Origin of the sequence: Elizabethkingia bruuniana (genome assembly GCF_002024805.1) — a bacterium.
GTDB lineage: Bacteria > Bacteroidota > Bacteroidia > Flavobacteriales > Weeksellaceae > Elizabethkingia > Elizabethkingia bruuniana.
In genome coordinates this window covers 1,970,358-1,995,458 of sequence record NZ_CP014337.1, presented here as the reverse complement: position 1 = coordinate 1,995,458, position 25,101 = coordinate 1,970,358, and the positions used below count along the sequence as shown (strand labels likewise).

Genomic DNA, 25,101 nt, shown 5'->3' with positions numbered 1-25,101 from the left:
ATATAATAATGCGAAATACTTTATTGCCCGGAATTTTGTAACGCTTTTTTATAAACTACTAATGCACGTTGTCTGGCCATTTCATGCTGTACAATAGGAGGGGTTATGTTTTGTTGAAAGTCCGGATTCCATTTTTTTATATACTGTAAGTCTTTGTCAAATTTCTGGGTTTGAGCAGTTGGATTAAAAATTCGGAAGTAAGGAGCTGCATCGCAGCCACAACCTGCTGCCCATTGCCAGTTGCCGTTATTGGCAGCCAGATCATAATCCTGAAGTTTTTCTGCGAAGTAAGCCTCTCCCCAGCGCCAATCGATAAGAAGATGTTTACACAAAAAGCTTGCAACAATCATTCTTACGCGGTTATGCATAAATCCGGTTGTGTTAAGCTGTCGCATACCGGCATCTACTATAGGATAGCCTGTTTCGCCTTTACACCAACACTGGAATTCTTCTTCATTATTCCGCCATTCAATATAATCATATTGAGCTTTAAAGCTGCGGTGAACAACTTCCGGAAAATGATAAAGAATCTGCATAAAGAACTCTCGCCAGATAAGTTCAGATAACCAAGTATCGTTATGTTTAATGGCAAAAGAAACGCATTCCCGTATTGAAATAGTCCCAAACCTTAAAGCTATGCCTAGGTGGGAAGTTTTATCCAAGGCGGGGAAATCACGGTATTGGTTATAATCTTTTACAACTTCAAGATTTGGCTCTGGTTTTTGGTATACAATATCTGTTTTTTTGAAACCAATGTCCGATAAAGAGAGAATTTCCTGCGGACTAGCTTTATAAAAATTGTATAAATCTACTTTTGTTGCTGTATAATGATCCGGTTGAAGTTCGCTCCGCCATTTTTTAGCAAAAGGTGTATAGACCGTATAGGGTAGGCCATCTGCCTTTACAACTTCAGACTGATCGAAAATAACCTGGTCTTTAAAATCGTAAAAACGAATAGCATGTCCTTCTAGAAATGCTTTTACCACCTGATCTCTTTTTATTGCCTGAGGTTCGTAGTCGCGATTGCAGTATACCGCCTGTACCTGATATTGTGTTGTAATTTGTTCAAAAATCTCCAGAGGCTTACCATGATAAACCTGAAGTGTAGACTGATATTTATGAAGGGTCTCGTTAAATGATATTAATGCCTGATAGATATAATCTACACGGCGATCACAGGGATCGCTTAGCTGGTTGAGAATATCAGTATCAAAAATAAATACAGGTAATACAGGCAGACCGCTAGCCAAAGCTTGCTGTAATCCTTTATTGTCTTCCAGTCGGAGGTCACGGCGGAACCAGTAAATAACAACTTTATTTTCCATGTATAAAAGGATTGCTTCTATCCTGATTCACCCAGATTAATTTAGAAGTATCATAACCTATTGACTGAGCTGTTTTAAGGTATTCTTCTTTAATGTTTTCGGGTATTGTTTTCTCACGGGAAAGTAACCATAGGTATTTCAGATTTTGCCCTGCAACCAGAGCATATTTATAATCTTTATCTATAGCAATAACATTATAACCTGCATAAAAAGGTTTAAAGAAGCTGACTTTTAGTGCGGCAGTTGTTTTATCTTTTCTGAATTTAGCGCTTCCGGTTGCCGATTTCCATTCTTTGGTTTTTGTATTGTAACCACTATTCAGAACCTTAATTTCTCCATTTTCTTTAAAGCTATACTGTGCGGTTACATTATCTAAGTCCTTTTCAAACTTATAATCGAAACGGGCAATTTCATACCAGGTTCCGAGATAACGTTCAGCATCGAATTTTTCAATAGCTTTAGCATTTTTTGGAATATTGGAACAAGAGGATAGTAGTGCTAGTGTGGTAAGCGTAAAGGCTGCACCAAGTATGATTTTATTTTTCATTTTATACCGTTTTATAGTTGTTTTCAAAAACTTTATCCAAAAGTTCAGAGGAGTCTATATTTTGAGTAAATATTGGATGATGATACTCATTGAGTTTATTTAATAATTCAATCAATTTCATTTTCTCTTTGTAAGTAAGGTTGCCAGCTACAATTTGTGTTGCCTGGCGTATTTTTTCCATTTGAGCATCCAAAGCATGTAATCCTTGTGGGGTAATTTGAATAATTTTACTTCTTTTATCCGTTGCGGAATCTGATTGCTCTATCCATCCCTGTTGAAGAAGCCTGTTGATAATCTGAATTCCGGCAGGCTTTTCCTGAATATTTTTTTTTATAAGCTCCATTTTGGTCATCCCGCCAAAAGCTCTGAGGTTAATAAGATATATGAATTCTTCCTGTGTAGAGAAAGCTGAGCCAAATATGGCGGATTTAGAATAGGTTTTAGCATAGCGGTTCATATGCACAATGAGTGTACTGATAACACTTTCCGGCGTTCTCTTGTTTTCCTTTCCTTCCCAATAAGGTTCAGTAAAAGACTCTTCTTCTGTTACTTGATCCGCAATCCAGTGTTTAAAGCTTTCAATATCATGATCATACTGATTTGATTTTTTTAATTCGGCTTCAAACTGTTCAACAAGCTTTATTGCATCTTTTAGCAGTGTATAATCCATCGCAAAAGTAAATTTAATGGTATGTAAATATACTAATTATTTTTAATTTAGAATGTTATTGTACTTTATTGATTTACATAAAGTATAAAAAGATACTATGCCGGAATTAATGGACATAAAAAAGGAAAGCTTTGCTTTCCTTTTTTAAATAATTATTTAGATCAGTTTTAATGATAGAACCAATTATCCGGAATCGGTTGAGGTTCAGAACTGTTAACGCTGTAATAAAGCTTTAGTGTGAATCCACCGCCTGCTTCAATAAAATCTATATCTATCGGATGATAACCTTGTTCCAGAGCAATTTGGCCGCTTTTCATAACCGGTGCATGCTGGCCATCATTATCGACAACTAATTGATCCGCAACTTTTAAAACACCGCCATCATCACATGTAAAGTAGAAGTTATAAATTCCTTTTTCCGGAATGCGGATCAAACCTTTTATTTTAGTGCCAAAAGCTGGCATTTTTATGGTATCACTCAGTTTTACATTAGAGATAATTTCATTCTTTACTGTTTCTCCTTTAATGCCTTTTGTATTTGGAAATACCCCTGAGAAGAAAGTAGCATTTAGCCCCGGAGTAGCCGATTTTACTTTTATAGCCGGATGCCATTTGCCCTGTTTTACCTGTACCTGATAAAGTTCGCTTTTTGCTCCTGATGAAGATATTGTTGCAAACCGGATTTTAGCAGGCTCGCGGATGGTTAATGAGTTTTGTAATACAGGACTAGAGATAGCAGGTAATGAGCCATCCGTTGTGTAGTGTATTTTACTAGAGGCTAATGGATTATTTATTTTTAATACGGACTGTCCGTCAACAATAACCTGTTCATCGGCAAAGCCAGTTAGATCCGGCATCCGGTAACGGTAATCTTTTTTATCCCAAAGATTATAATGTTGGATGACCCGCTGTTGGTAAGACGAATACATATCGCTGTTTGTCCAGATCCTTTCCGCAAGAGCTGTTAAGCGGGGTAGGATCATAAATTCCAGTCGTTCACGAGACGGAATCATTTCCGACCACATATTGGCTTGTGCGCCCATAATTAGATTACGTTTATTTTGTGGAATATCGGAAGGAATAACCTTCATGTTATATACACTTTCCAATGAGCTGCTGTTGGGCAAGTAATCAAAATACAACGGATTGGTTGGGGACATAATCAGAGGATGATTACGATTTACAGCCTCCAGGGGAGCATTCTTTTTCCAGCCACGCCAATACATGACTGTCATGCTTGGGTCGGATGGGCCATCCAGTATTTCGTCCCAGCCAATAGCTGTTTTTCCTTTTGACTGGATAAATGTGTTCACACGTTTTACGAAATAGCTTTGAAGATCGTGTAGAGAGCTTAGTTTTTCTTTCTGCATTAGTTTCTGGCAAAGAACCGATTTGCTCCAGCTGGTTTGCTCCACTTCATCTGCTCCGATATGAATGTAGCGGGAAGGAAATAAATCCATAACTTCTTTTAATACATCCTCAATAAACTGATAAGAACTTTCTTTGGCCGGATTAATGGGAACTGAAAATTGTTTTCCCCATCCTGAAGTAGCCCCGTCCAGTAAAAGTTCAGGATATGCAGCAGTGGCAACCATCATGTGCCCGGGCATGTCGATTTCCGGAATTATTTCAATATTTTGTGAAGATGCATAGGCTACAATGTCTTTAATGTCCTTCTGAGTATAGTAGCCGCCATATTGTTGCTTTCCGTTTATAGTGCGCAAGTGCTCTTTAGGTAACTCAAAGTCCGGATTTTCTTTTGCTTTTTCCAGACATGCAAGGTCCTGATTGTTGAACTCACGCCATGCTCCCTGTTCTGTTAGTTTTGGATACTTTTTTATTTCAATACGCCATCCCTGGTCATCGGTAAGATGCAGGTGTAGTTTGTTGAATTTGTATGATGCCAGTAAATCAATGAATTTGTATAAATATTCTTTGGAGAAGAAATGTCTTGCAACGTCCAGTTCTGCACCTCTCCAGCTATATGCAGGGCTGTCCTGTATAGTAAGTGTCGGAAGTTTTGTATTTCCGGAAAGCTGATAAAGCTGTTGCAGCGTTTGCAGAGCGTATAAAGCACCCGCTTCTGCTGACGCCGATATTTCAATTTTATTATTGGTAATATGCAGTTTATAGGCTTCTGGCTTTAGGTCTGTCTGAATTTTTATTTGAAGATCTGCCTGAACAGAGTTGCCTTTTTTCCGGATGACTGATGTACTGAAAAGTGATTGACGGATAAAACTCTCCGCTCGATTCCATGGTTGTTTAGCTTCTACGAAATAGGTTATCATATTGTTTTCCAGAGAGAAATTCCCGTTGGTTTTTTCCATTTTTGTAGGATATGGAATGAGAGCGGGAGTCTGTAATTCTTGTGCCGAGAAGATCAAAGAACCCATGACACAAGTGAAAATTGTGGAAAGTATTTTCATGTTTAAATTAGTTTTCCTCAAAAGTAGGGCTTTTTCTGTTTTGTCTTATGTTATTTTTTTTCAGGCTCTATGTAATTTTTTTTTGATTTTATTTGAATGATTTTCAGGTATTTATGTTTTTGTACTTTCGTTTTTTATTATATTTGATTACTAATCTTTAAAATGTTTAATATGAAAAATCTTAAAAAACTTTCAAGAGCAATCCAGCGTAGCTTTATGGCTGGTGATGGTCCTTATTATTGTTTTGAAGGAGAAGGACCGGGTACAGGTGGATGTTCCGCAGGCGAAATTTGTTCAGGCGGTAAATGCATTCCTTATACAGGTCCCGGTGGCGGTGGTGGCGGTGGAAACCCTGGTGGACCATCATATACCTGTATATGCCCATGGGGAACATTTGTTCAGAACGAACCTTGTGCTGGCCCGCCGTATTACTGTATACAGGGTTAGTTCTATTTTAATGGAAATTATAGTAAATACTCTGAACGAGTATTTGTATAAAATGTCTGATGTAAAGAAGAGACTTAATTCACTGAGCTGAATAGGTCTCTTTATTTATTAACATAATTTATCTTTACAAAGTATCGTAGCATTTAGTAATTTAGCCAGCAAAGTATTTATTATAACCCGATGGATATAAACCTGTTGATTCTTTTGCTTACAGCTGGTGGATTATTGCTATTGTCTTTCCTTATGCTGAGTAATGCTGTCAGGGTAAACAGGAAACCCAATTTTTATTTCGGAATATGTTTACTCATCTGGTCAAGCTTCTTTTGGGACGATTTGTTATTGGGGGATTTATTACAAAATCATATTGTTTATATCATTACCCGATTCATTCAGTTTTTAGCCCCACTAATTTTTTATCAGAGTGTTCATTTTTATTCCAATCCATATTATAAATACAGAGTTAGAGATACAGGACATCTTATATTAGCTTTTCTATTTCTGATATTATTGTGCAGCAGACCGGTGATAAATACGGGGCAATTCCATATTATATACCTTTCTCTGGTTCTGGGGAATGCATTATTTTATACCGGGTTATCTTATCTGAAAATCTTAAAACACAGAAAAAATATAGAATCTTTTGCTTCCAGTAAAGAGAATATAGACCTTAATTGGATTACCTGGATTATTTATGCTACTATTGCGGCATCGGTTACCACAGCTTTTTACAATATCTTTTCTGGTGAAAGAGCACTTAATATTTATATCAGCCTTTTCTTTATGCTGGTGGTTTATATTGTTGCTTATTACACGATTCAGCAGAAAGAGATTTATCCAATAGGATTAGGAGCAGACGATATCGAAACAGAATTTTCTGAAGCTACATCTGGTGTAAGAAATAAACTGATGGATGATATGGAGCTTGAAGACCTTAAGGTAAAACTTACCATTCTTATGGAGACTGCTAAACCATATCTGGAAAGTGAGCTGAATCTGATTAGGCTTGCTTCAAAAATGGATGTTTCAGCACATCAGCTTTCTTATGCTTTGAATCAGGGCTTTGAGGAGAATTTCTTTTATTTTGTCAATAAATACAGAGTTAAAAAAGCAGAGGAATTATTAACAGATCCTGCTTACAAACAATATACGATATTGGCGATAGGATATGAAGCCGGGTTTAATTCGAAAACATCATTCAATAATGCATTTAAAAAAATAACTTCTTTTACACCTACAGAATACCGAAAAAAACGTTCCGGTTTATAAAGTTGTTTGTTTTTATTGTTGTAAATCAATGATTTAATTAGTTTGTGTGATTTTGTTCCGATTGATAAAGCAGGGCATTCCCACTTATTGCTTAATCTACTTTTGTGCTATAATATTTGGAGTATGAAAGATTCGTATGCAGTAATTACAGGAGCCAGCCAGGGGCTGGGAAGAGCTTTTGCAGAAGAGTTGGCTAAAGAAAATAATAATCTTATTCTTGTAAGTTTACCCGGACAAAATCTAAAAGAGTTTGCAGAAGACCTAGAGTCTCAATATTTTGTAAAAGTAAGTTACTATGAAACTGATCTGAGTATAAAAGAAAATGTACTGGATCTTACAGAATGGATTAATTCCGGATTTAGCATTCATATGCTGATTAATAATGCTGGGATCGGTGGCTCCAAAAAATTCAGTGATGCTTCCGGAAGTTATATTGAAAAGATTATTCAGCTTAATGTATTGGCAACTTCATTGTTAACACATCAGCTGTTGCCTAATTTGCAGAAAAGCTCCAAGGCCTATGTGCTCAATGTTTCCAGTCTTGCTGCTTTTTCTCCAATAGGATATAAAACTGTATATCCTGCCTCTAAAGCTTTTATTCACTCTTTTTCCCGTGGGCTATATCAGGAACTGAAAGATACCAATGTTTTTGTAAGTGTTGTAAACCCCGGGCCTATGAAAACAAATGCTGAAGTAAGCCGCAGAATTGAAGAACAGGGATTTTGGGCAAGAATAACCTGTCTGGATCCACAGCGGGTTGCCCGATATTGTATCCGAAGACTTAAAAAAAGAGATACTGTTATTATGGTTAATCATATCAGCTGGCTGCTCCTAAAAATATTACCAATCTGGCTTAAAATGCCTATGCTGACAAATAAAATAAGAAAAGAGATTAGTATTGCAACATCATAAAGCAATATTAATTTTATGTTCATTATAATTAACGCTCACACAATAATTTTACAATTAAAAAATAGTGATATTGAGATCTTTTGATAAAGTTATTTGTACTTTTATTTATAAGTATAAACTTAAAAGATATGTATTAGCAGGTAGGCATTTTAAACTTTGGTTACATTGTTTTTACAAAATCTTTTTATAGAAAATCGAATTAATCAAAATGATATATACAGAACAATTAATCCTGACCGAACCGAATCAAGATGATTTTGATAGGTATTTTGCTATTAATGCTGACCCGCAAAATAACCTATATAATCCAAGTGGGGCTATGAAATATGAGGCTGCAATAAGTAATTTTGGAAATATAATTAGACATTGGCAAGAACATAAATTTGGTGTTTGGTCTGTTGCTGAGAAAAAAAATCCAAAATATATAATAGGTTTTGGAGGTCTAAATTATAAACAATATGCTAATCATTTAAGATTGAATTTGGGATATAGGTTCGATAAAGATTTCTGGGGCAAAGGCTATGCTACAGAGTTAGCTGTAATGGCAATTGAATTTGGGTTTAATAGATTAGTTGAAAATGAGATATATGCTCTAGTTAGACCTTCAAATCTATCTTCAATTAGAGTGCTTGAAAAGTCCGGATTAGAATTGTTTAGTGAACTAAACGATGTGGAAAATGAAGCAAATAGTTTAGTGTTCAGAATAGAAAATAAACCTATAAACGATTAGCTTCTTTTTTTTAATAAAAACAGCCAAAAGAAAATCTTTTAGCTGTATTATATTAATGCTTTGGATATCGGTTTTTGAATTTATTATCATATTTCATAATATTTACCTATATAGAGGAAAATCCGTCGGAAGCAACAAAACTCATAAACTGTAACTTTTGCAGTTTTGGACTTTTGGACTTTGGCTTACATCACAAAAGAATTTTCATTTGTTAATGCTCAATCAAATTATGATTTTAGAACTTTTGTTCTAGCTAATAGATCTCCAACTCTCTGACTTTTGGGTGAGGAATAAATTGAAAAAATTCCTACTAAACCAAATAAAAAGAAATAATCTACGGGGTCTAATAAATGTCTTATAGCTGCTTGTTTTAATGTTACAGGTTTTTCAGTATTATAATGTACAGGCTTTAAACCTATAATAATATGTCCCAAAGTTGCCCCCAATATAGCTTCTATCAGAATGAAATATATAAGCCATAATAAAAATGGAGTTAATGCTAATAATCCAGTTACAGTATATGTACCAACATGATCAGGTTTGCCAAAAGTATAAATATAAAATATAGTGATGGCTATAATTATCGAATAATCAATAAATCCTGCAATAGCTCGTTCCATAATATATTTTTTTTCCTTCATTCCTTAGTTTTTATATTTTCTAACTGGTTTTGTAGTACTTTGATTTTCTCTAAAAGTTCATCTTCTTCCATATGAAATAATTTAGGATTATGTTCGCCTGTTTGGGCAATAACCATAATAAGTTGACCAAACCGAAAATCTGGATTTGACATCCATAGCTGTTCTATTTGTTCGAGTACGATTTTTATTCTGTCGGGTTTTCTCATTGGAAGTTTTTTTACTATTATAATATCTTTTTTAATTTTTTGACTATCTGATAATCTTTTGTATGCTAAGGTCTTTTTTTAAGGGGCTAAATATTTTACCAGATTACATCATTAGTATATTCTGTATTTCTGTATTTATCAAAGTCTCTTAATTTAATGAAGCTTTTGTTCATCACATTAAAAATCCAGATGGAAGAGTTTTCAGACCAAGGATCAGTTAAAATTTCATATTCATTATCTGATGCTTTTCGTATATCATAGATGTCTTTTAAATCTTCAAATCTTATTGATTCACCATCTACCCAAAGGAAAAGGTAATGCCCACCAATAATACAGTAATTGTTATCAGTACAAATTATACCGCAATATGGATCTCCATACATTTCATCTATAAAAGTAAACTCATTATTATTCTTATTTACCAGATAAATTGCTTCATATATGTTACCCAATAATAATTCGGGTGTTTCATCTAGTATAATGAAGTTTTCAAATTCTTCAAGTTTCATTGATTGTGATTTTTATCGAATAAGGTTTTGTATAATAATGGAATTATTTTCATTAGTGTTTTTCGACATGAGTAAATTGAGTATTTCTTTGTAAAGCTCTTCTTGTTTTAAAGTAGGGTTATTCAATGGTCTTATTTGCTTTATTTCATCATTAGAATAAGCGATAACAATATTAATGAACATCCCGTCAATTGTAAGCATATCTTTATCTTCAAAATCTTCTTTCTGAAAACTATTAAGAATTTCTTTAATCTTTTGCATATCCTTTTCTTCAATTGATGTTTTGAACGGAATTGGTTTTGGATGCATTGCCAAATATTGCTGGTGTTTATTTTTTTCCTCTTGGTAATGTTCCTTATTCTTAGAGGGAGGCGGTGGTGGTTCCGGAAGAAAAGAATTTGGTGAATAGAATAAAATATATTTGCCTTTTAAATCAATGATTGTTTCTATAGACTGATGAAATGTCGGATAATAACCAACTGCGATTAATATTGGAACAGGATCTTCTTGTATATTCTCCTTGATTTTGTTATTGCAGGATAATAAGAACATAAGAGTAAAGAGAATAAATAGAATCTTTTTCATAGTAATTGAATACTTTTTAAATATAAACAATATTTCTAAGGTTAGTTAAAAATAGAAACAGCCAAAAGAAAATCTTTTAGCTGTATTATATTAATGTTTAGGATTCATATACTTTTGGGTAAGCCATTTTCTTACAGGGATGTCGTAATACTTAAGTAATAACCAGGCAACCAGAATACTTGAGGTTAAAATACCAACGCCTACAGGCCAGGCCTGATCCAATGTTACTTTGTTATTGACAACCCATGCATAATAAACGTAAAGAACAGGGAAGTGGGTGATGTAAAGCGGGTAAGAAATATCCCCAAGAAAGTTGCATACTTTAGTTGCTATTTTCCCCTGAATATTACCACTGGCACCCAGAAATAAAATTAACGGAAATATAAATATAATAACAATGGATTCATAGGTTCCGTTCATCCATAAATGTTCCTTTCCTCCAATTCTTGGCATTGCTAAAACAGCAATCAATAGAATGCTGCATAGTAAAAAACCATTCTTCAGAGACATTGGCTTAAATATACGGTGTAGTAATAAACCAGCCAGAAAAGGGTAGAGTAGTCTTGTGAAACCTATTGTAAGCTGCTCACTGGTAAGTGACCATCCGCCAATAATATCACCCTGCGGGCTGCTTATGGTGTAATAAGCCAGAAATGCTCCGGATAACAAAACCAATATACTGAGTACAGTTGTAGACGCTTTTCTTAAAAAGAGGGCATACAGAATATTGCCTACATATTCGTAGAATAAAGACCATGCAGGTCCGTTAAGCGGGTGCATCTCGCCCCAGCCATGAATATCCAGAGATAATGGAACAGGTATAAGTGTATAGCCAATAAGCATAACCAATATTAGCTTCCATACCGGAGTTTCTCCTACAATAGGGAAGAGTACAGCTGATTCGCTGAAATAGAAAAATATTCCGCCAAGCGTCATCCCGGCAACGATTAATGGATGAAGCCGGATAAGTCTTCTTTTGAAAAACTGGCCAATAGTCATTTTGTTCCAGCGGTCATCATAGGCATGGGCAATTACAAAACCAGATAAGAGAAAGAAAAAATCTACAGCAAGGTAGCCGTGGTTTATCATAAGTTTCGTATGATCCCCGCCGGCAAATATTTCCAGAATGTGAAGCATAACCACCATTATAGCAGCTATTCCGCGCAGACCATCCAGTATTTCATAATGTTTTTTAGAATCAGAAAAAGTAGCGTTACTCATCAGTATTTCAGTTTGTTAAATGAATTATTAGTTTGGCGTCAAATATCTAAAATTATTTTATCATAAACAATAGGCTTTTTATATAATGAGTTGATAATTTATTGTTTATATACGTTGTTATTTTCAATTGTTTTGGTTTTGTATTTATGATTTTGATAAAAAATATTATAATTTTACATAAAAAAAGCCCTCGAAAGAGGACTTTTAGAATTGTATATTTTATCTTTTAAAATTTGTAACCGAAGCCCATATTCAGATAGACATTGTGCATGCTAAATGAGATAGCATCGAAGTCTTTATTCAGAAGCCCGTTGATTCCATAAGAGAATTCAGGGAATAATACAAAATGTTTGTTCATAGACCATTCTGCACCTAGTTGTAATCCCCATTGGAATTTACGTACTTCATTAGAGAAGTCATAAGTTGCAGTGCTTCCTTCGGAAAATGTGATTTTTGGTCCGGTAGGTGTATTCTGACGCAGGTAGCCATCGGAAACATAACCATCAAAGTTTTTATCAATAAGCCCTGAGAAATAAAGTCCGCCATAGAGATTCCATTTATCGGACAGACGGTAGACTGCAGAAACAGGTACAGTGATGTAAGAGTTTTTTACTGTAGTTTGTACCTTACCAGTATAATATCCCCGTACTTTGGAATTGTCCTGTTTTATTTCTGTAAGATAGTTCTTTACCTCGGCTTTGGTTTTCATTCCTTTCCCTTCTACACGGACTCCTACACGGATACCCCATTTCTTGTCCTCAGAAACCCATTTTGTAGCATTGGCCTCAAGTCCTAGAGCCAATGTTGGATTATAACTTTCTATTTTGCGTATTTCATGGGGCATACCCAACGGTGTACTACCACCAATACTGTAGTTTGCACGGATCTGATAGTCGATATCAGTATTGAAAAAATTGGGTTTTGCTGTAGAGATATTAGCTTCTGTTTGCTGTGCAGAAATAATACTGCTGGTTCCCAGTGATAATAATATGGATAATAATACTCTTTTCATGTGATAATTCTGATTCTGTTAAGATTGGAAAACTTTAGTTTTTACTCAGTAACGACATTTACTTCGTCGATCCACAAAGCACTTCCTACAGCTCCGTTAAACAAGTCGCCTTCTAAGCTTGATGTAAATACAATCGTATACATGTATTCTTTATTTTTATCAAAAGCTTTTCCGTTTACATTTTCAAAAGGAATTTCGAATGCTGTCCACTTATCTGTTTCAATTCTTTTATCTGCTTTTATTCTTGCAACACTTACCATTCTTGCATCTTTGAAAGAGTGATCTCCACTCAGGTAATTGTTTTTATCCGATTTCTCAAATAAGATAGCATAAGCATCCCATGTATCTTTTGTAAGCTTGGTTCCGGTTTTACTGTTCACTACAAAGTTGTCTCCGGCTTTGTATTTGAAATAACCTTTAATAGCTTTTGGTGCCGTTTTGAAGTTGTAAGGAATTCCGAAAAGAGTTGACTTAATAGCCGGAACAGTTAGTTTAAAAGTTCCAAGGAATAAATTTCCGGCTGCTAATGGTGAGCCAAACATTCCGCCTAATGGTCCGGTACTTTTTGTCTGCATTTTTACACCTTTTCCGATATAACCGTCAGGTATCTGTGCAGTGGGGTAGAAGGCTGGAGTAAGTGTTTCTCCATCTTCCAGCAATGTTTCAGCCAGAATGTTATAACCTTCATTTGCTGTAGCCCAGTCATATTTTTTCTGCCCGTTGGCCTGGTAATCGAAAAATTTGTGAAAATGACCTTCGGGTCCGTCCGTGTCAATAATTTCTGCATTCTCAAAAGGATAATAACGCCTTTCTGAATCATCAATAACAAATGATACTGTATACTCCTTTGTCCATGCACCATCTTCTGATGTTACAGTATATTTCTGAGGAGTGCTGAAGTCCAGTTTTGTTCCGCTTGCAGGTTTCATGCTGGCCCCGGGTGTCAGGGTGAATTCCGGAGAGAAATGGAAATCGGTGGTGTATTCTCTTAATCTGAATGTAATAGTATTATCAGTGATAATGGGCTGCACCTGTAAGATTTCTGTAGAATTGGCTATTGTTGCGGTTTCTATATCGGCTTCCATATTCTGAGCCTGATCGCGGATACAGGAGGCTAATAACAGACCTGTAGCCAATAGGAATAAATAGATAAAGTTTTTGACTCTCATCATTATAATATAAGATTAATTAACAGATTAATATATTGTATGAGCCGGAGATATTTGGTCAAATATACTTTCCGGATGGCTGAAAAGAATGTTGCAGCCGTAATTCTGAACAAAGATACTGTAAAAAAATGATGGGATTGTCTGTTTTTACCAAAAATAATAAAGCTGCTCCGGTGTGGAACAGCTTTATTGAAAATAAATTTTTAAACCGTTAAAGATTAAAAATTCATTTTTTATTACTTAACAATCTGGATATCAATAGCCGCAAATCCTTTCATTGTTCTTTCTTTTTCGAAAGATACTTTGTTGCCTTTTTTCACAGGCTCTTTACAGTTATTGATATGGAAGAAGATATTCTCTTTGCTTTTGTCTTCTGTGATGAAACCATAGCCTTTTTCACTAAGGAATGTAATAATCCCTGTTTTTACGGCTTCTTCTGCTTCTATCGGAGCAGCACCCAGCTGTATGTCATCCAGATTAATCTCCAGTGGAGCATTGTCTTCCGGCGGAGTCGTGGTGATCTGACCATTGGCATCTACGTATGCCATCATCTCGTCAAGACTCTTACCTTTGTTATTAGTCGATTTACGCTCTTCGCGTCTCTTTGCTTTTTCCTGTTGTTTTTGTGCTTTTTTCTTGTTGTTTTCCTTTTTAGAGAAAGAATCTGCCATATATTGTTTTAGTTTATTTAGTTATGATCTGGGTTATGTTATAATCTATATCTGCTACTGTTTTGTGAGGCTTTGCTCACGAATATTGAATGGCCATCCAGTGATGTTCCATTCAGCTTTTTAATTGCTGTTTCTGCTTCTTCAGGATTGGGCATCAGCACATATCCATAGCCCAGAGAATCACCGGAGTAAGACTCCTTTATGATGTCTACAGCAGTTATAAAGCCAAAAGAATTAAAATGTTTTTCCAATTGTTGTTCGGTTGTCTGAGGATTCAGTTTGCCAACTAATATATTCATAATTATTGAATTATAGGTTAAAAAAAATACGGCAACTGAAAAAAAGCGAAAACTGAGAAAAAAATATAAATATTCTAAACTATTGCAGAAATAGCATAGGCAAAAGCCCTGTTCATATTGTCATATGATTTTGCAAATATACGAAAAATATATTAAATACAGCTATGATTACCAGCTTAAAAAGTTGATTGAAAAGATTATAGCAAATATCTTATCATTTAATTATAAAACAAAGATTAGTTTGAAGTCTGGACAACCGTAGAAGGAGGAGTATTTATAATTGTCGTCCGGGTTGTTGTATCAGATTCTAGCCCTTGTTTAAGAGAGATGAGTTTGCCTGCTTTAAAAGTTAGAATATTCGTGATATTACTATTTCCGGAAATATAAAGAAATTCTCTGTAAAATAATGTTTCTTCAATACCTCCGTTTTCTTTATCCTGTGAAAACGCTGATTTATAAGGCTTTCCAAATTTTGCTATAACTTCTTCTTTAGTCATCCCGATATTTAAAGATTCGGAAGAAAATTTACTAGTTGTAGCGCATGAACTAATAAATATACAAAGGAGAATAAGAAGTACAGATCTTATAATTTTTTTTCTCATTATTAATATATTTTGTTGTTTTAAAGATAATTAAAATGAATGTTATATTTGGCTGTCTATGGGTTAATTTTAATATTTTAATGCAACAAGCCTGCAATTAAATAAAAAACTTCTTCCCCGAAAAGGGAAGAAGCTGTTATAATATATAAGTGAGTGTATTATGAAAATAACATCCAGTCACTTTTGCTACTGGTATTTTCCAGAGCCGATATGTTTTCATGGTGTTGTATTGAAGAAATAAGATTTCTGATTTCCTGTCTTACCATTTGTATACAGTTATCTGTAAGCTCCTGACTGAATCCGGAATCATTTAGTTCTAACAAATCATTTACGATAATAACACGAGCAACGATTTTCCCCAGATCAATCATTTTACGTTGCGATATAGGTGCTGTAACGTTTATGTCCAGATCTTTACTGTATACTGTAGCAGCGTTTTTAGTCGTTTCGTTAATGTCTAAATACTGAGCCAGGTTTTCCGTTTTCTTTTTCTTCATATCTTTCAGAATGCCTTCTGCAATCTGAGTGTAAAGCATTTCGTTAGAGCCTTCAAAAATCTGGAACGGACGGCTGTCCATAATACCACGTCCGCCAATATGGCTCATGCGGTAACCTTTAGCTCCGGATAGCTGTACATATAGTTGTGCAGATTCCTGCATCATATCTGTTACCAGGGCTTTCATACTATTTGCATGAATACCGCTGCCGGATACATCATGATCTATACCACTTATCTTAACACTTTTTGCACACATAGCCGAGCAAAGTGTAAAGAAAGACTGCATTTTGGAAAGCTGAAATTGTACCTGATCGAAGCATAAAAGATTTCCTGCACCTACCTGTCTTTCCTGGCAGTGTTTAGAAGCATCTTCCATCATGCGTTTCAAAAAGCCCATTCCCATTCCCGGGAATTGAAGTCTGCTTCTGTGTAGGATATCCAGCATCATTTTCAATCCTGTAGATTCAGGAATTAGTTTATTCTGCTGTGGTACCTTTATATCGATTTTATTCAATCCGTAAGGAATCATATACAATCCCGGATTGTCATAATATTCAACAACATCTATATTCTGGTCATGCTCATGTGTATTGGCAATAAAGAAGTCTACATCTCTTGCAAGCGCTCCTTCTGCATTCATATTTCTGGAAGTTACCAACCAGTAATCGGCCATACCTGTAAGACCTTGCCAGTGTTTAGTTCCTTTTATATGGTATTTTTCACCTTCCAGTTTATTCTGGGTTTTCATGTTCAGAGCGTCACTACCATAATCCGGTTCAGTAATCATAAGTCCGCCCATTGCACCATAATCTAAAAAGTGCTTAAAGATATCAGCTTTTGCCAGTGCATTTCCGTATTTAGCCAAAGGCTCCAGGAAAAGCGCAATATTGATCCCAAATGTTAATGACAGGGGAAGTGATTCATAAGATGCTGCTGAGAGAATTCCAAGGCACTCCTTTACTTTTGTTCCTCTTCCGCCAAACTCTTCAGGGACAGCAACTGATAAAGGTTTTAAGTTCATAATGGTTTTCCATACATGTGGCGGAAGACCTCTGGATAAACTTAGCTGATTTATACAGTCTTTTTTGAAAAGTTGGGAAATTGAATCTTTAAAGTGAGTCAAAAATTCGGAAAACGGAATTCCGGTAAGGGCTGTTGCCGATGGATTCATACATTATTAAATTAGTGCTGTACGCCATCTACACAACGATAAAAAGAAAATAGAGCGAATGGCACCCAACTTAATAATCTAAATAGCAGCCCTATATAATCTAAATCAAAATACTATTCTCTGTAACAAGAACGATTTGTCACAAAGTACGTTTAAAAAAAAACCTCTCGCAAGTATTTATAATATAAATAGTAAAGCTTGTTTCTAAATAAGTGTTTAATATTTGGAACCCCTTGTTTTCTACAGGTTTACTTCTACTGTTTTATTTTTATTTTTTTTAATATTCAGTCCAAAAGAGTCTTTAGTCGTTCAATTTCCTGTTCAATATGCTGTTTCTCAGCTCCGGATTTTACCAGTTTTATTGCTTCGGAATAATAATGTATCGCTTTGGATATTTCCGTGTCAGCGTATAAAAATCCAAGTAGTTCATAATAGTAACTACTTTCTGTTTTTTTACCTTTCAGAAGCTCTTCAAGTGCCTTTTCTTTTCCATAAATTCTTGAGAAAGCATAAACCCTGTTGAGCGCTGTAACAGGTGAATCTTCAATACAAATAAGCTGATTGTACAATTCTAATATCTGGGGCCATTTTTTTTCATTTCCAACAGTAGTATGCCAATAAGCAATAGCAGCTTCCAGGTGGTATTTGGAAACCTCATCTCCTGTACAAGCCTTCACAAGATAATAATTTCCTCTGTCAATAAGAGCCTGATCCCAAAGACTTGTATCTTGCTCATCAAAGAGGATAATCTTTCCGTGCTGGTCAGTTCTTGCTTCCAGTCTGGAGCTTTGGAAGCACATCAGAGCCAACAGGGCATTGGCCGTTGCAGTATTGGTAAGAGGGGATTCCGTAAGTATCAGGGTAAGCCTTATAGCCTCCAGACATAGTTCTTTTCGGATATAGTGTTGGCTGCTTTTAGAAAAATAGCCTTCACTGAATAAGAGGTATAGGGTTTTTAAAACTGCGCTGAGCCTGAGTTTTATTTCGGTTTCACTCAAGAGAACGATTTGAAAATTTGTGTTCCTCAGGTTGTCTCGTGCTCTTAAGAGTTTCTTTTTTATGGTTTCTGGTTTACTGAGCAGGGCGTCGGAAATTTCTGTAATACTGAAGCCACATAATATCTGCAATGCCAGACATATCTGAGCTTCAGTGGAGATTGCCGGATCACATACAGCAAATATCATGGCCAACTGACTGTCCGCAATATATTGTTCAATGGTTTCTGTTTCTTGTAATACTTCATTACGCGCTGTTCTGAAAATTTCCTGAAGCTTTTCTTCAACAATACTGGTGTGTTTGTAATAATCTTTGGCTTTATTTTTTGCCACAGTGTAGAGCCATGCAACAGGATTTTCAGGTATTCCATGAATTGCCCAGTATTCTGAAGCTTTCAGAAATGTATCACTGGCAAGGTCCTCAGCAATTTCAATATGCTGGATGCCAAAAAGACGGCATAGTACAGCCGTCATTTTTGCGTATTCCTCTCGGAATAAGTGGGGAAGTATATCTCTAACCGATTGTTGCTTCACGATTAATTGCGTGCTAAAACCTCACGTACTTCTATGCTTCCGCCTATTTTAAAGATAGGGTTTCCTTTAGCCATTTCAACAGCTTCTTCTATATTTTCAGCTCTTACAACAATATATCCGCTTACAAACTCTTTAATTTCCGTGTATGGACCATCGCTTATAACGTTGTCAGGCTTTACTGTTTTTGCACTTCCCGGTACGGGTAAAAGGGTATTCCCCTTATCTGCCAGTTTATTTTGAGCAACAATACCTGCAAGCCAGTTCATGCGTTCCTGCATTTGCTCCGGAGAAGGGCGAAAATCATTGATATCCGTAAGTCTGAAAATTAATGCAAATTCTTTCATGCCTGTTTTATTTATAGGTTTTGTATAATCTTTTTATAGTCGTCTTTACTGTAATCATTTTGAATTGTTCCTTCAACCCTAAATGTACGAATATCTGTAATTCCTGTATAAGCATCGAAAACAGCCTTTATATATGACTCCAGATAATCATTTCCTTCTGCTGTAGTCGATGATTTGCCACCGGAAGCGATTGCCAGATATACTTTTTTTCCTTTCAGGTATCCAACCCGTGCACCTGTATTATCAAATCCATAGCTAATACCTACCCGTACCAGTAGATCAATCCATGCTTTGAGTGGTGCAGAAATACTAAAATTATGCGTAGGAGTCCCTATTACTATTATATCAGCATTTTTAACCTCGTTAAAGATTGTGTCGGAATATTCTAATAGCCTATTCGATGTTTCATTGTAGTCCGTCGGAGATTTATAAAGTTCAGGAACTAATGCTTCATCAATATAGGGTGGGAATTCCAGTGTAAGGTTTCTTTCTGTAATAACTGCGCTTGGATCTGTAACCATTAATTTTTCTACAATAGTTTTACTTAATCCGTAGCTGTAAGATTTTGAACCTCTTGCACTGGAGATAATGTGCAGTATATTTTTCATGTCTAAAAATTTTGAATTCATATACATGACGATTGAAATAAATAAAAGGGGACATCTTCTGAAAAATAATCAAAAAAAATACCTCTGTTATAGAGGTATTATTAGTTGAAATAATTGAATTGTTAATACTTTGTCATATAATGGTTATTTAGTTTTTGATGTATCACTATTTTTATAGTGATACAATATTACGATAAAGATTTTAACTGTACAACTATTTTATTAGTGATATTGAAAAAGCTAGTGTGAAAAGGTGTTTATTTATCTTCAATAGTCTAAAGTTCGTAATGGTTATTAAAAAGCTTTGTATGAGAAAACCCTGTAAAGGTTTTAAACCTTTACAGGGCTATATAACAATCTTTATAGCTTGGGGTGCGAAACATAGCAACGGGTATAGAGATGCCGGTTTTAACAACAAAAGCATAATGCCTTGATCTTACACGGTATAATAAAACTACTAAGAATTATAATGATTAGGAATGTACTAGAAAAACTCTGTTCGGTTTTTAAACCTTAACAAGACTGTACATGCTTTATTTCAAATCTAATCCCATTTTTTTTACTTTCAGCAGCCATTTCTTTCGACTGGCCTCAGGAGAGTTTCGGATAATTCCGATATAAGTAATTTTTACCGGAGATATGCCGCAAAATTGTAAAGTAGATTTCCGAAGCTGATTAACACTTGGTCTTCCGTACATGAGTCTGTAATACCAGCCTGGCTGATCTAGTGTTGTGATAATACGGGCTGTTTTACCTTTTAGGAGTTTATCCCATAGAATAGAATTGTCACGGTATTTATAAGCCATTCCGGGAAGGAACAAACGATCGATAAAACCTTTGGTGATTGCAGGAAGACCTCCCCACCAGACAGGATGTATCCATACCAGATGCTCCGCCCACTGAATAATTTCCCATGCCTTTAAAAGATCAGGTTCCAGCTCTGTTCTTTTACTGTAACCGCTTTCCAGATTAGGATTAAACTTTAAATCGGAAATATTAATTATCTGTACTATGGCGCCTTTCTGTTCTGCTCCTTCTTTATAGGCTTGTACCAAACCTGCATTTAATGATTCTCCATAGGGATGTCCGTTGATAATAGCGATGTGTTTCATAAAATTGCTTTGGGCAAAGCTATGAAGGGTTTGGTCCTTAGAAACAGGACAAATGTCTAAAAAGAAATCTGCTTTCTGATGCGGCTAAGGTGCCGCTGGGTAATGCCCAGATAAGATGCAAGATATTGCAATGGAATCTCTTGTACAAACTCCGGATGATTACTCAATAAAGAAGTATAGCGCTGCAGTGCAGTTTCTTTCTGAAGCTGAAATACCCGGTTTTCAAGTTCCAGGTATTGTTGTTCAGCTATGAGTTTCAGAAACATTGTCCATTTAGGATTTTGGGCTTCCAGTTTGTCTATCGTACTTTTCTGTATAACCAGTAAGTTTGCCGGAGTAATGGCCTGTATACTTTCAGTACTGGGATTACCGGTTATAAAAGAAGAATAGGCCGCCAGCATATCCTGCGGAAACCGGAAGCAATATGTTGTATCGTTACCATCAGCAGAGGTATAAAAAGATCTGAAAATCCCGGATTGTATAAAAGCAACCTCACTGTTCTTCTCATGTTCCTGTACAAAAAAATCACCTTTATTCAGCAATCTGGATTCAAAGAGCTGAACTGTGGCAGCAATTTCTTCTGCGCTAAATATACCGAAGCTGTTAAAATAAGCTGTAATCACTATTATTTGGAATAAGCAGACTTTGGATAAAGCTTTTTAAAACCATTGTATACGCCTTGGTGTATTGCCGTGGAGTGTAACTCATCCGGCATGTAATCAAAGCTTACTTTTATGTTTTTATTAGACTTTAGTATTTTATAAAGTGCCTCAGCTTCATTATACATCCTTACATCTTCCTCTTTGTTTGGAGCACCGATATAAACATTCTTTGTCGTTTTCAATCTGGATTTCAAAAGGCTGTCCGCCTCTTTTAATAATTTTTCACCACCCCACCACATACTTGGACTAATAATAATGTACTGATTAAACATTTCCGGTTCTTTCAGTAATATTTCGGTTGACATCAATCCGGCCAGGGACTCACCAATAATTGTTCTGTTATTGTTGGCTTTATATTTTTTCTCAATATAAGGCTGAAGTTCGTTTTTCAAAAAGCTGATGTATTTTTCAGAACCACCATACTGCGGAAAACTTTCCTTTTTAAAACCTTCCTTCTCCAGGAAGTTAAGATCGGGCACTGCGTAAGTAAAGTCTCTTCTTCTGTTGGTATTCTCTATACCGACAACGATAGACCTTGGAAAACGCTCAACCCATGGTTGTGTATTATAGCGTACAATCCCTGCAATATGGAAAAAATCCTCTTCCACGCCTCCATCCAGAATATAGATTACCGGATATTTTGTAGCATCAGTCGGGTTAAACTCTTCGGGAAGATAAATATTGATATTTCGGTCTTCTTTCAATATATCGGAATGAAAAACTTCACTATTACCGAATACCAGCGGTTTTGTGCTGTTTTGTGAAAACAGGGGAGAAGCGATAGTCAGAGCTACCAGCATAAAAAGAGCCTTGCAGCGTGTAAGTGTCATGTAACGTTAATTAGGTTTGTTCGAAATTTATTCGTTTCCCTTGTATAGGGGGAAAAGCTTAACGAAGTTAGTCTTTTTATGGCGATTAATAGCAATGATTTTTAATAGGGTATTCCGTTCATTCTGGTCAGTACAACAGGCTTTGTATCGGTTATCAGGATTGTGTGTTCATGCTGGGCCATATAACCACCTTTATTTCCTGTCATTGTCCAACCGTCATTTTCTTCTTCTGCATAAGTAGAAGTAGTGGAAATAAAAGTTTCAACAGCTACTACCGTATTTTTTCTAAATCTCCTTTGGTCATTCTTATTTCGGTAATTCAGTATTTCATCCGGTTGTTCATGCAGGCTTTTGCCAACGCCGTGTCCAGCGAGGTTTTTAATTACCCGATAACCTTTTTTCTTAGCCTCAGTTTCTATCAGATAACCAATATCGGCGATCTTTACTCCGCCTTTTATGTGGGAAATAGCTTTATTCAGTATATCCTTTGAGGCGTCAACGAGTTTCTGATGCTGATGGAGATCAATGCCTATAACGAAAGAAGCTCCATTATCTGCCCAATAGCCGTTTAGTTCCGCAGATACATCAATATTAATGAGATCTCCCTCCTGCAAAATTCTGTTTTCTGAAGGAATACCGTGACAAAATTCATGGCCTACACTAATGCAGGTACATCCCGGGAAATTATAGGTAAGGAGCGGTGCCGATTTGGCACCAAAGCTTTCCAAAATCGTTGCTCCATAGTCATCCAGTTCTTTGGTCGACATACCTGCCCGGGCATAAGCTTGCATCTTTTTCAGGGTGTGGGCAACAGCTTCACTCACCTGTTGCATTCCGATAAGTTCGTTTTCGTTGGTAATAGACATAGAGGATTATTTTAAATATTTTACAGGGTAATTACTTTCTGTTTGTCCGTTTTTTATTTTTCGGAGCTTTGTTTCCATCAGTTTTCTGGTCAAAGGTTTTAGATGATCCAGATAAAGAATGCCTTGGGTATGATCGTATTCATGCTGTATAGTCCTTGCTGTAGCTCCGCTAAAGCTGCGCTGTTGTAATTGTAAATCGGCGTTTAAGTATTCGATGTTTATACTCCAGGGTCTTCTTACTTTTTGAGAAAGCCCGGGAATACTCAGACAGCCTTCATAATCATCCCATAACTCATCCGAATAATCAGTAATCCGGGCATTGATGAATGTTTCGTTAATACCGTGATCGTCAGATTCGAAGTAATGCTCACGGTCTTCAGCATCCATGAGTTGGTAAACGGAAGTGCTGTCTACAATAAATAATTGTTTTGTCTGCCCGATTTGTGGCGCTGCGAGTCCGCAGCCGTTAGCATTCTGCATGGTTTCCCACATATCTTTAATCAGCTGATTAAGGTCGGGATTTTTGGTTATAGGTTTGCATTTTTGCTTTAGGATACTATGCCCATAAGCTATAATAGGTAAGATCATTGTAAAAATTTTCACAAAGTTCTTACGACCTGCTTTCACAGGCAATGAACAAATGATAAGTAATTAAACGATCTGGCGGCGGATTCTGCTTAAGCCTTGTGGGGTAGTACCAATATAGGAAGCAATATATTTTAGAGGTATATGCTTCAGCACATCCGGTTCTTCTTTAAAGAGGTTCAGGTATCTTTCTTTTATATTGTATTTTAATAAAGAGAGTTCGCGTTTGCTCTTTGTCAGGAATAATTTCTCTGAAGCCAGACGGCCAATATAATTTCCCACTTTTGTTTCGTGGTATACACGCTGCAGGTTATGATAGGAGATTTGCCAGATAACCGTTTTCGTTAGTGCCTGTACTTCATACTGAGAAGGTGTGCGGGTTAAAAAAGAATCATAAGCACAGGTAAGCTCTTTGTCGAAACTGAAATTAAAAGTCAGTTCATTTTCCTCCTCCTCTTCCGGAATATAAAAACGTACAATGCCGGATTCTATAAAAGACAGATAGTTTTCTGTTTCACCCTGCTGGGTGATAATTTCATTTTTAGTTATGACTTTACGCTCGAAATGTGAAGCAATAAAATCCCATTCCGATTCCTGAAGCTCAACGATTTGTTCGTAATATTCTTTTAAGAAGCCCATAATGTATTTGTGTTTTTATGTCCCTCCGGAAACTTTATGCAAAGATAGTCAATAAAAGAATAGTGAATAGTGAATAGTGAATAGTGAATGGTGAATGGTGAATGGTGAATATAGATGATAAGCACTAAATTATAAGCTATAAGCAGATAACTTAGTGCTCATTTATTTTAATTAAAAAGGAACATGGTCCGGATTTAAGCCGGAGAAACCGCTTTCTTCCATTGAAGCAATCGTTTTCATATCTTCCTCGGATATATTGAAATGATCCACATCCAGATTACTTTTAATATTAGCTGGTGTTACTGACTTTGGAAGTGGTAAAACAGCATTTTGCAGACAGAATTTCAGACATAGCTGTGCTACACTGACCTGATATTTTGCTGCAATATCTTTAAGAAGTTCGTTATCCAAAAGTCTTCCTGAACCTATAGGACTCCAGGCTTCTACCAATATTTCGTTATTTTTACAATAGTTCACCACATCACTTTGCAAATAGCCCGGATGGTATTCAATCTGATTCACCATCGGATTTATCTTAGCCGTTTCTTTTAAAGCTTCCAGATGATGTACCAAGAAATTGCATACACCAATAGCCTTTGCTCTTCCGGAGGTATAAAGATCTTCCAAAGCACGCCATGTTTCTGCATTCAGTGTTTTCCAGTTGTCGAATTGTGAAGGAATAGCTGGCCAGTGGATTAGATATAAGTCTACATAATCTGTCTGCAAAAGTTCCAGTGATTTTTCGAATGCAGCCATAGTTTCGTGATAGCCTCTGTCGCTGTTCCATACTTTTGTGGTCAGGAATATTTCTTCACGGGATACACCACTTGCTTTTATAGCGTTACCAACGCTTTTTTCATTTTCATAAATTTTGGCTGTGTCTATATGTCTGTAACCATTTTCAAGGGCAGACAGTACTGCGTTTTTAGCCACGTCGCCTTCAGGTATCTGCCAGGTTCCGAATCCTATTTCAGGTATAGACAAGCCATTGTTTAGCATGAAATCTTTCATTTTATAA

At 36.0% G+C, this 25,101-nt stretch carries 29 protein-coding genes; 4 read left to right on the top strand and 25 right to left on the bottom strand.

Features of this window, described 5'->3' with window-relative positions; translation table 11 throughout:
- Nucleotides 1-20: 20 nt before the first annotated feature.
- From AYC65_RS09300 to AYC65_RS09285, 4 genes are all read right to left on the bottom strand, one after another.
- A complete protein-coding gene (locus AYC65_RS09300; protein WP_034870462.1) occupies nucleotides 21-1,325 on the bottom strand; it encodes a cryptochrome/photolyase family protein in 1,305 nt (434 codons plus the stop codon).
- Nucleotides 1,315-1,872, bottom strand: a complete 558-nt coding sequence (locus AYC65_RS09295) for a lipocalin family protein (protein ID WP_034870461.1) — start codon at nucleotides 1,870-1,872, stop codon at nucleotides 1,315-1,317. Before AYC65_RS09295 ends, AYC65_RS09300 begins: the two co-directional genes overlap by 11 nt.
- 1 nt (nucleotide 1,873) lies before the next feature.
- Nucleotides 1,874-2,542 (bottom strand): MarR family winged helix-turn-helix transcriptional regulator, encoded by a 669-nt coding sequence (locus AYC65_RS09290; protein WP_059333753.1) that lies wholly within the window; start codon nucleotides 2,540-2,542, stop codon nucleotides 1,874-1,876.
- A 167-nt stretch (nucleotides 2,543-2,709) separates the two neighbouring features.
- The gene (locus tag AYC65_RS09285) at nucleotides 2,710-4,968 is read right to left on the bottom strand and encodes a family 20 glycosylhydrolase (RefSeq protein ID WP_034870460.1); all 2,259 of its coding nucleotides are present in this window, start codon (nucleotides 4,966-4,968) and stop codon (nucleotides 2,710-2,712) included.
- A gap of 171 nt (nucleotides 4,969-5,139) precedes the next feature.
- On the opposite strand from AYC65_RS09285, the gene AYC65_RS09280 reads away from it, so the two are divergent.
- From AYC65_RS09280 to AYC65_RS09265, 4 genes are all read left to right on the top strand, one after another.
- Nucleotides 5,140-5,415 (top strand): hypothetical protein, encoded by a 276-nt coding sequence (locus AYC65_RS09280; RefSeq protein ID WP_131828162.1) that lies wholly within the window; start codon nucleotides 5,140-5,142, stop codon nucleotides 5,413-5,415.
- A 180-nt stretch (nucleotides 5,416-5,595) separates the two neighbouring features.
- Nucleotides 5,596-6,681 (top strand): helix-turn-helix domain-containing protein, encoded by a 1,086-nt coding sequence (locus tag AYC65_RS09275; protein ID WP_034870458.1) that lies wholly within the window; start codon nucleotides 5,596-5,598, stop codon nucleotides 6,679-6,681.
- Nucleotides 6,682-6,804: 123 nt separating this feature from the next.
- A complete protein-coding gene (locus tag AYC65_RS09270; protein ID WP_034870457.1) occupies nucleotides 6,805-7,593 on the top strand; it encodes an SDR family NAD(P)-dependent oxidoreductase in 789 nt (262 codons plus the stop codon).
- Nucleotides 7,594-7,801: 208 nt separating this feature from the next.
- Nucleotides 7,802-8,323, top strand: a complete 522-nt coding sequence (locus tag AYC65_RS09265) for a GNAT family N-acetyltransferase (protein ID WP_034870456.1) — start codon at nucleotides 7,802-7,804, stop codon at nucleotides 8,321-8,323.
- Between the two features lie 227 nt (nucleotides 8,324-8,550).
- Here AYC65_RS09265 and AYC65_RS09260 read toward each other — a convergent pair whose 3' ends face one another.
- The 21 genes from AYC65_RS09260 to AYC65_RS09160 all read right to left on the bottom strand — a co-directional run bounded on the left by AYC65_RS09260 (nucleotide 8,551) and on the right by AYC65_RS09160 (nucleotide 25,094).
- On the bottom strand, nucleotides 8,551-8,964 hold the full coding sequence (locus AYC65_RS09260) for an RDD family protein (protein WP_034870455.1): 414 nt from the start codon (nucleotides 8,962-8,964) through the stop codon (nucleotides 8,551-8,553).
- Nucleotides 8,961-9,170 (bottom strand): DUF1040 family protein, encoded by a 210-nt coding sequence (locus AYC65_RS09255; protein WP_034870454.1) that lies wholly within the window; start codon nucleotides 9,168-9,170, stop codon nucleotides 8,961-8,963. The genes AYC65_RS09260 and AYC65_RS09255 overlap by 4 nt, the downstream gene beginning before the upstream one ends.
- Nucleotides 9,171-9,265: 95 nt before the next feature.
- Nucleotides 9,266-9,679: a hypothetical protein gene (locus tag AYC65_RS09250; RefSeq protein WP_034870453.1), complete on the bottom strand. Its 414-nt coding sequence runs from the start codon at nucleotides 9,677-9,679 to the stop codon at nucleotides 9,266-9,268.
- Between the two features lie 12 nt (nucleotides 9,680-9,691).
- Complete coding sequence (locus tag AYC65_RS09245; RefSeq protein WP_078674531.1) at nucleotides 9,692-10,264, bottom strand: hypothetical protein; 573 nt, start codon at nucleotides 10,262-10,264, stop codon at nucleotides 9,692-9,694.
- A gap of 90 nt (nucleotides 10,265-10,354) precedes the next feature.
- A complete protein-coding gene (locus AYC65_RS09240; protein ID WP_034870451.1) occupies nucleotides 10,355-11,485 on the bottom strand; it encodes an acyltransferase family protein in 1,131 nt (376 codons plus the stop codon).
- A gap of 226 nt (nucleotides 11,486-11,711) precedes the next feature.
- Nucleotides 11,712-12,497, bottom strand: a complete 786-nt coding sequence (locus AYC65_RS09235; RefSeq protein ID WP_034870450.1) for a porin family protein — start codon at nucleotides 12,495-12,497, stop codon at nucleotides 11,712-11,714.
- A 41-nt stretch (nucleotides 12,498-12,538) separates the two neighbouring features.
- On the bottom strand, nucleotides 12,539-13,666 hold the full coding sequence (locus tag AYC65_RS09230; protein WP_034870449.1) for a PCMD domain-containing protein: 1,128 nt from the start codon (nucleotides 13,664-13,666) through the stop codon (nucleotides 12,539-12,541).
- A gap of 236 nt (nucleotides 13,667-13,902) precedes the next feature.
- Nucleotides 13,903-14,337 carry a cold shock domain-containing protein gene (locus AYC65_RS09225; RefSeq protein ID WP_021346737.1) on the bottom strand — a complete coding sequence of 145 codons (435 nt, stop codon included), beginning with the start codon at nucleotides 14,335-14,337 and terminating at the stop codon, nucleotides 13,903-13,905.
- 38 nt (nucleotides 14,338-14,375) lie between these two features.
- Nucleotides 14,376-14,636, bottom strand: coding sequence for an RNA recognition motif domain-containing protein (locus AYC65_RS09220; protein ID WP_034870448.1), 261 nt, complete (start codon nucleotides 14,634-14,636; stop codon nucleotides 14,376-14,378).
- Nucleotides 14,637-14,872: 236 nt separating this feature from the next.
- Nucleotides 14,873-15,238, bottom strand: a complete 366-nt coding sequence (locus AYC65_RS09215; protein WP_034870447.1) for a DUF2845 domain-containing protein — start codon at nucleotides 15,236-15,238, stop codon at nucleotides 14,873-14,875.
- 158 nt (nucleotides 15,239-15,396) lie between these two features.
- Nucleotides 15,397-16,908: an acyl-CoA dehydrogenase family protein gene (locus AYC65_RS09210; protein WP_034870446.1), complete on the bottom strand. Its 1,512-nt coding sequence runs from the start codon at nucleotides 16,906-16,908 to the stop codon at nucleotides 15,397-15,399.
- Between the two features lie 284 nt (nucleotides 16,909-17,192).
- The gene (locus tag AYC65_RS09205) at nucleotides 17,193-18,437 is read right to left on the bottom strand and encodes an RNA polymerase sigma factor (RefSeq protein WP_257788234.1); all 1,245 of its coding nucleotides are present in this window, start codon (nucleotides 18,435-18,437) and stop codon (nucleotides 17,193-17,195) included.
- A 2-nt stretch (nucleotides 18,438-18,439) separates the two neighbouring features.
- Nucleotides 18,440-18,781 carry a YciI family protein gene (locus tag AYC65_RS09200; protein ID WP_034870445.1) on the bottom strand — a complete coding sequence of 114 codons (342 nt, stop codon included), beginning with the start codon at nucleotides 18,779-18,781 and terminating at the stop codon, nucleotides 18,440-18,442.
- 11 nt (nucleotides 18,782-18,792) lie between these two features.
- Nucleotides 18,793-19,389, bottom strand: coding sequence for an FMN-dependent NADH-azoreductase (locus AYC65_RS09195; protein ID WP_034870567.1), 597 nt, complete (start codon nucleotides 19,387-19,389; stop codon nucleotides 18,793-18,795).
- A 533-nt stretch (nucleotides 19,390-19,922) separates the two neighbouring features.
- Nucleotides 19,923-20,501 carry an NAD(P)H-dependent oxidoreductase gene (locus AYC65_RS09190; protein WP_034870444.1) on the bottom strand — a complete coding sequence of 193 codons (579 nt, stop codon included), beginning with the start codon at nucleotides 20,499-20,501 and terminating at the stop codon, nucleotides 19,923-19,925.
- Nucleotides 20,502-20,557: 56 nt separating this feature from the next.
- Nucleotides 20,558-21,124 (bottom strand): Crp/Fnr family transcriptional regulator, encoded by a 567-nt coding sequence (locus AYC65_RS09185; protein WP_034870443.1) that lies wholly within the window; start codon nucleotides 21,122-21,124, stop codon nucleotides 20,558-20,560.
- A gap of 2 nt (nucleotides 21,125-21,126) precedes the next feature.
- The gene (locus AYC65_RS09180) at nucleotides 21,127-21,993 is read right to left on the bottom strand and encodes an alpha/beta hydrolase (protein ID WP_034870442.1); all 867 of its coding nucleotides are present in this window, start codon (nucleotides 21,991-21,993) and stop codon (nucleotides 21,127-21,129) included.
- A 101-nt stretch (nucleotides 21,994-22,094) separates the two neighbouring features.
- Nucleotides 22,095-22,859 carry a type I methionyl aminopeptidase gene (gene map, locus AYC65_RS09175; protein WP_034870441.1) on the bottom strand — a complete coding sequence of 255 codons (765 nt, stop codon included), beginning with the start codon at nucleotides 22,857-22,859 and terminating at the stop codon, nucleotides 22,095-22,097.
- A gap of 6 nt (nucleotides 22,860-22,865) precedes the next feature.
- A complete protein-coding gene (gene def, locus AYC65_RS09170) occupies nucleotides 22,866-23,447 on the bottom strand; it encodes a peptide deformylase (RefSeq protein WP_034870440.1) in 582 nt (193 codons plus the stop codon).
- A gap of 63 nt (nucleotides 23,448-23,510) precedes the next feature.
- Nucleotides 23,511-24,083: a Crp/Fnr family transcriptional regulator gene (locus tag AYC65_RS09165; protein WP_034870439.1), complete on the bottom strand. Its 573-nt coding sequence runs from the start codon at nucleotides 24,081-24,083 to the stop codon at nucleotides 23,511-23,513.
- A 171-nt stretch (nucleotides 24,084-24,254) separates the two neighbouring features.
- On the bottom strand, nucleotides 24,255-25,094 hold the full coding sequence (locus AYC65_RS09160) for an aldo/keto reductase (RefSeq protein ID WP_034870438.1): 840 nt from the start codon (nucleotides 25,092-25,094) through the stop codon (nucleotides 24,255-24,257).
- Nucleotides 25,095-25,101 lie beyond the last annotated feature (7 nt).

Excerpts from the sequence above, each read along its gene's own strand:
- AYC65_RS09295 (WP_034870461.1), bottom strand. The coding sequence starts at position 1,872 with ATGAAAAATAAAATCATACTTGGTGCAGCCTTTACGCTTACCACACTA.
- AYC65_RS09160 (WP_034870438.1), bottom strand. The coding sequence starts at position 25,094 with ATGAAAGATTTCATGCTAAACAATGGCTTGTCTATACCTGAAATAGGA.
- AYC65_RS09200 (WP_034870445.1), bottom strand. The coding sequence starts at position 18,781 with ATGAAAGAATTTGCATTAATTTTCAGACTTACGGATATCAATGATTTT.
- AYC65_RS09210 (WP_034870446.1), bottom strand. The coding sequence starts at position 16,908 with ATGAATCCATCGGCAACAGCCCTTACCGGAATTCCGTTTTCCGAATTT.
- AYC65_RS09300 (WP_034870462.1), bottom strand. The coding sequence starts at position 1,325 with ATGGAAAATAAAGTTGTTATTTACTGGTTCCGCCGTGACCTCCGACTG.
- AYC65_RS09265 (WP_034870456.1), top strand. The coding sequence starts at position 7,802 with ATGATATATACAGAACAATTAATCCTGACCGAACCGAATCAAGATGAT.
- AYC65_RS09260 (WP_034870455.1), bottom strand. The coding sequence starts at position 8,964 with ATGAAGGAAAAAAAATATATTATGGAACGAGCTATTGCAGGATTTATT.
- AYC65_RS09195 (WP_034870567.1), bottom strand. The coding sequence starts at position 19,389 with ATGAAAAATATACTGCACATTATCTCCAGTGCAAGAGGTTCAAAATCT.
- AYC65_RS09190 (WP_034870444.1), bottom strand. The coding sequence starts at position 20,501 with ATGAAACACATCGCTATTATCAACGGACATCCCTATGGAGAATCATTA.
- AYC65_RS09255 (WP_034870454.1), bottom strand. The coding sequence starts at position 9,170 with ATGAGAAAACCCGACAGAATAAAAATCGTACTCGAACAAATAGAACAG.
- AYC65_RS09275 (WP_034870458.1), top strand. The coding sequence starts at position 5,596 with ATGGATATAAACCTGTTGATTCTTTTGCTTACAGCTGGTGGATTATTG.
- AYC65_RS09235 (WP_034870450.1), bottom strand. The coding sequence starts at position 12,497 with ATGAAAAGAGTATTATTATCCATATTATTATCACTGGGAACCAGCAGT.
- AYC65_RS09240 (WP_034870451.1), bottom strand. The coding sequence starts at position 11,485 with ATGAGTAACGCTACTTTTTCTGATTCTAAAAAACATTATGAAATACTG.
- AYC65_RS09230 (WP_034870449.1), bottom strand. The coding sequence starts at position 13,666 with ATGAGAGTCAAAAACTTTATCTATTTATTCCTATTGGCTACAGGTCTG.
- def (WP_034870440.1), bottom strand. The coding sequence starts at position 23,447 with ATGATCTTACCTATTATAGCTTATGGGCATAGTATCCTAAAGCAAAAA.
- AYC65_RS09290 (WP_059333753.1), bottom strand. The coding sequence starts at position 2,542 with ATGGATTATACACTGCTAAAAGATGCAATAAAGCTTGTTGAACAGTTT.
- map (WP_034870441.1), bottom strand. The coding sequence starts at position 22,859 with ATGTCTATTACCAACGAAAACGAACTTATCGGAATGCAACAGGTGAGT.
- AYC65_RS09220 (WP_034870448.1), bottom strand. The coding sequence starts at position 14,636 with ATGAATATATTAGTTGGCAAACTGAATCCTCAGACAACCGAACAACAA.
- AYC65_RS09165 (WP_034870439.1), bottom strand. The coding sequence starts at position 24,083 with ATGGGCTTCTTAAAAGAATATTACGAACAAATCGTTGAGCTTCAGGAA.
- AYC65_RS09215 (WP_034870447.1), bottom strand. The coding sequence starts at position 15,238 with ATGAGAAAAAAAATTATAAGATCTGTACTTCTTATTCTCCTTTGTATA.
- AYC65_RS09280 (WP_131828162.1), top strand. The coding sequence starts at position 5,140 with ATGAAAAATCTTAAAAAACTTTCAAGAGCAATCCAGCGTAGCTTTATG.
- AYC65_RS09270 (WP_034870457.1), top strand. The coding sequence starts at position 6,805 with ATGAAAGATTCGTATGCAGTAATTACAGGAGCCAGCCAGGGGCTGGGA.
- AYC65_RS09250 (WP_034870453.1), bottom strand. The coding sequence starts at position 9,679 with ATGAAACTTGAAGAATTTGAAAACTTCATTATACTAGATGAAACACCC.
- AYC65_RS09225 (WP_021346737.1), bottom strand. The coding sequence starts at position 14,337 with ATGGCAGATTCTTTCTCTAAAAAGGAAAACAACAAGAAAAAAGCACAA.
- AYC65_RS09245 (WP_078674531.1), bottom strand. The coding sequence starts at position 10,264 with ATGAAAAAGATTCTATTTATTCTCTTTACTCTTATGTTCTTATTATCC.
- AYC65_RS09285 (WP_034870460.1), bottom strand. The coding sequence starts at position 4,968 with ATGAAAATACTTTCCACAATTTTCACTTGTGTCATGGGTTCTTTGATC.
- AYC65_RS09180 (WP_034870442.1), bottom strand. The coding sequence starts at position 21,993 with ATGACACTTACACGCTGCAAGGCTCTTTTTATGCTGGTAGCTCTGACT.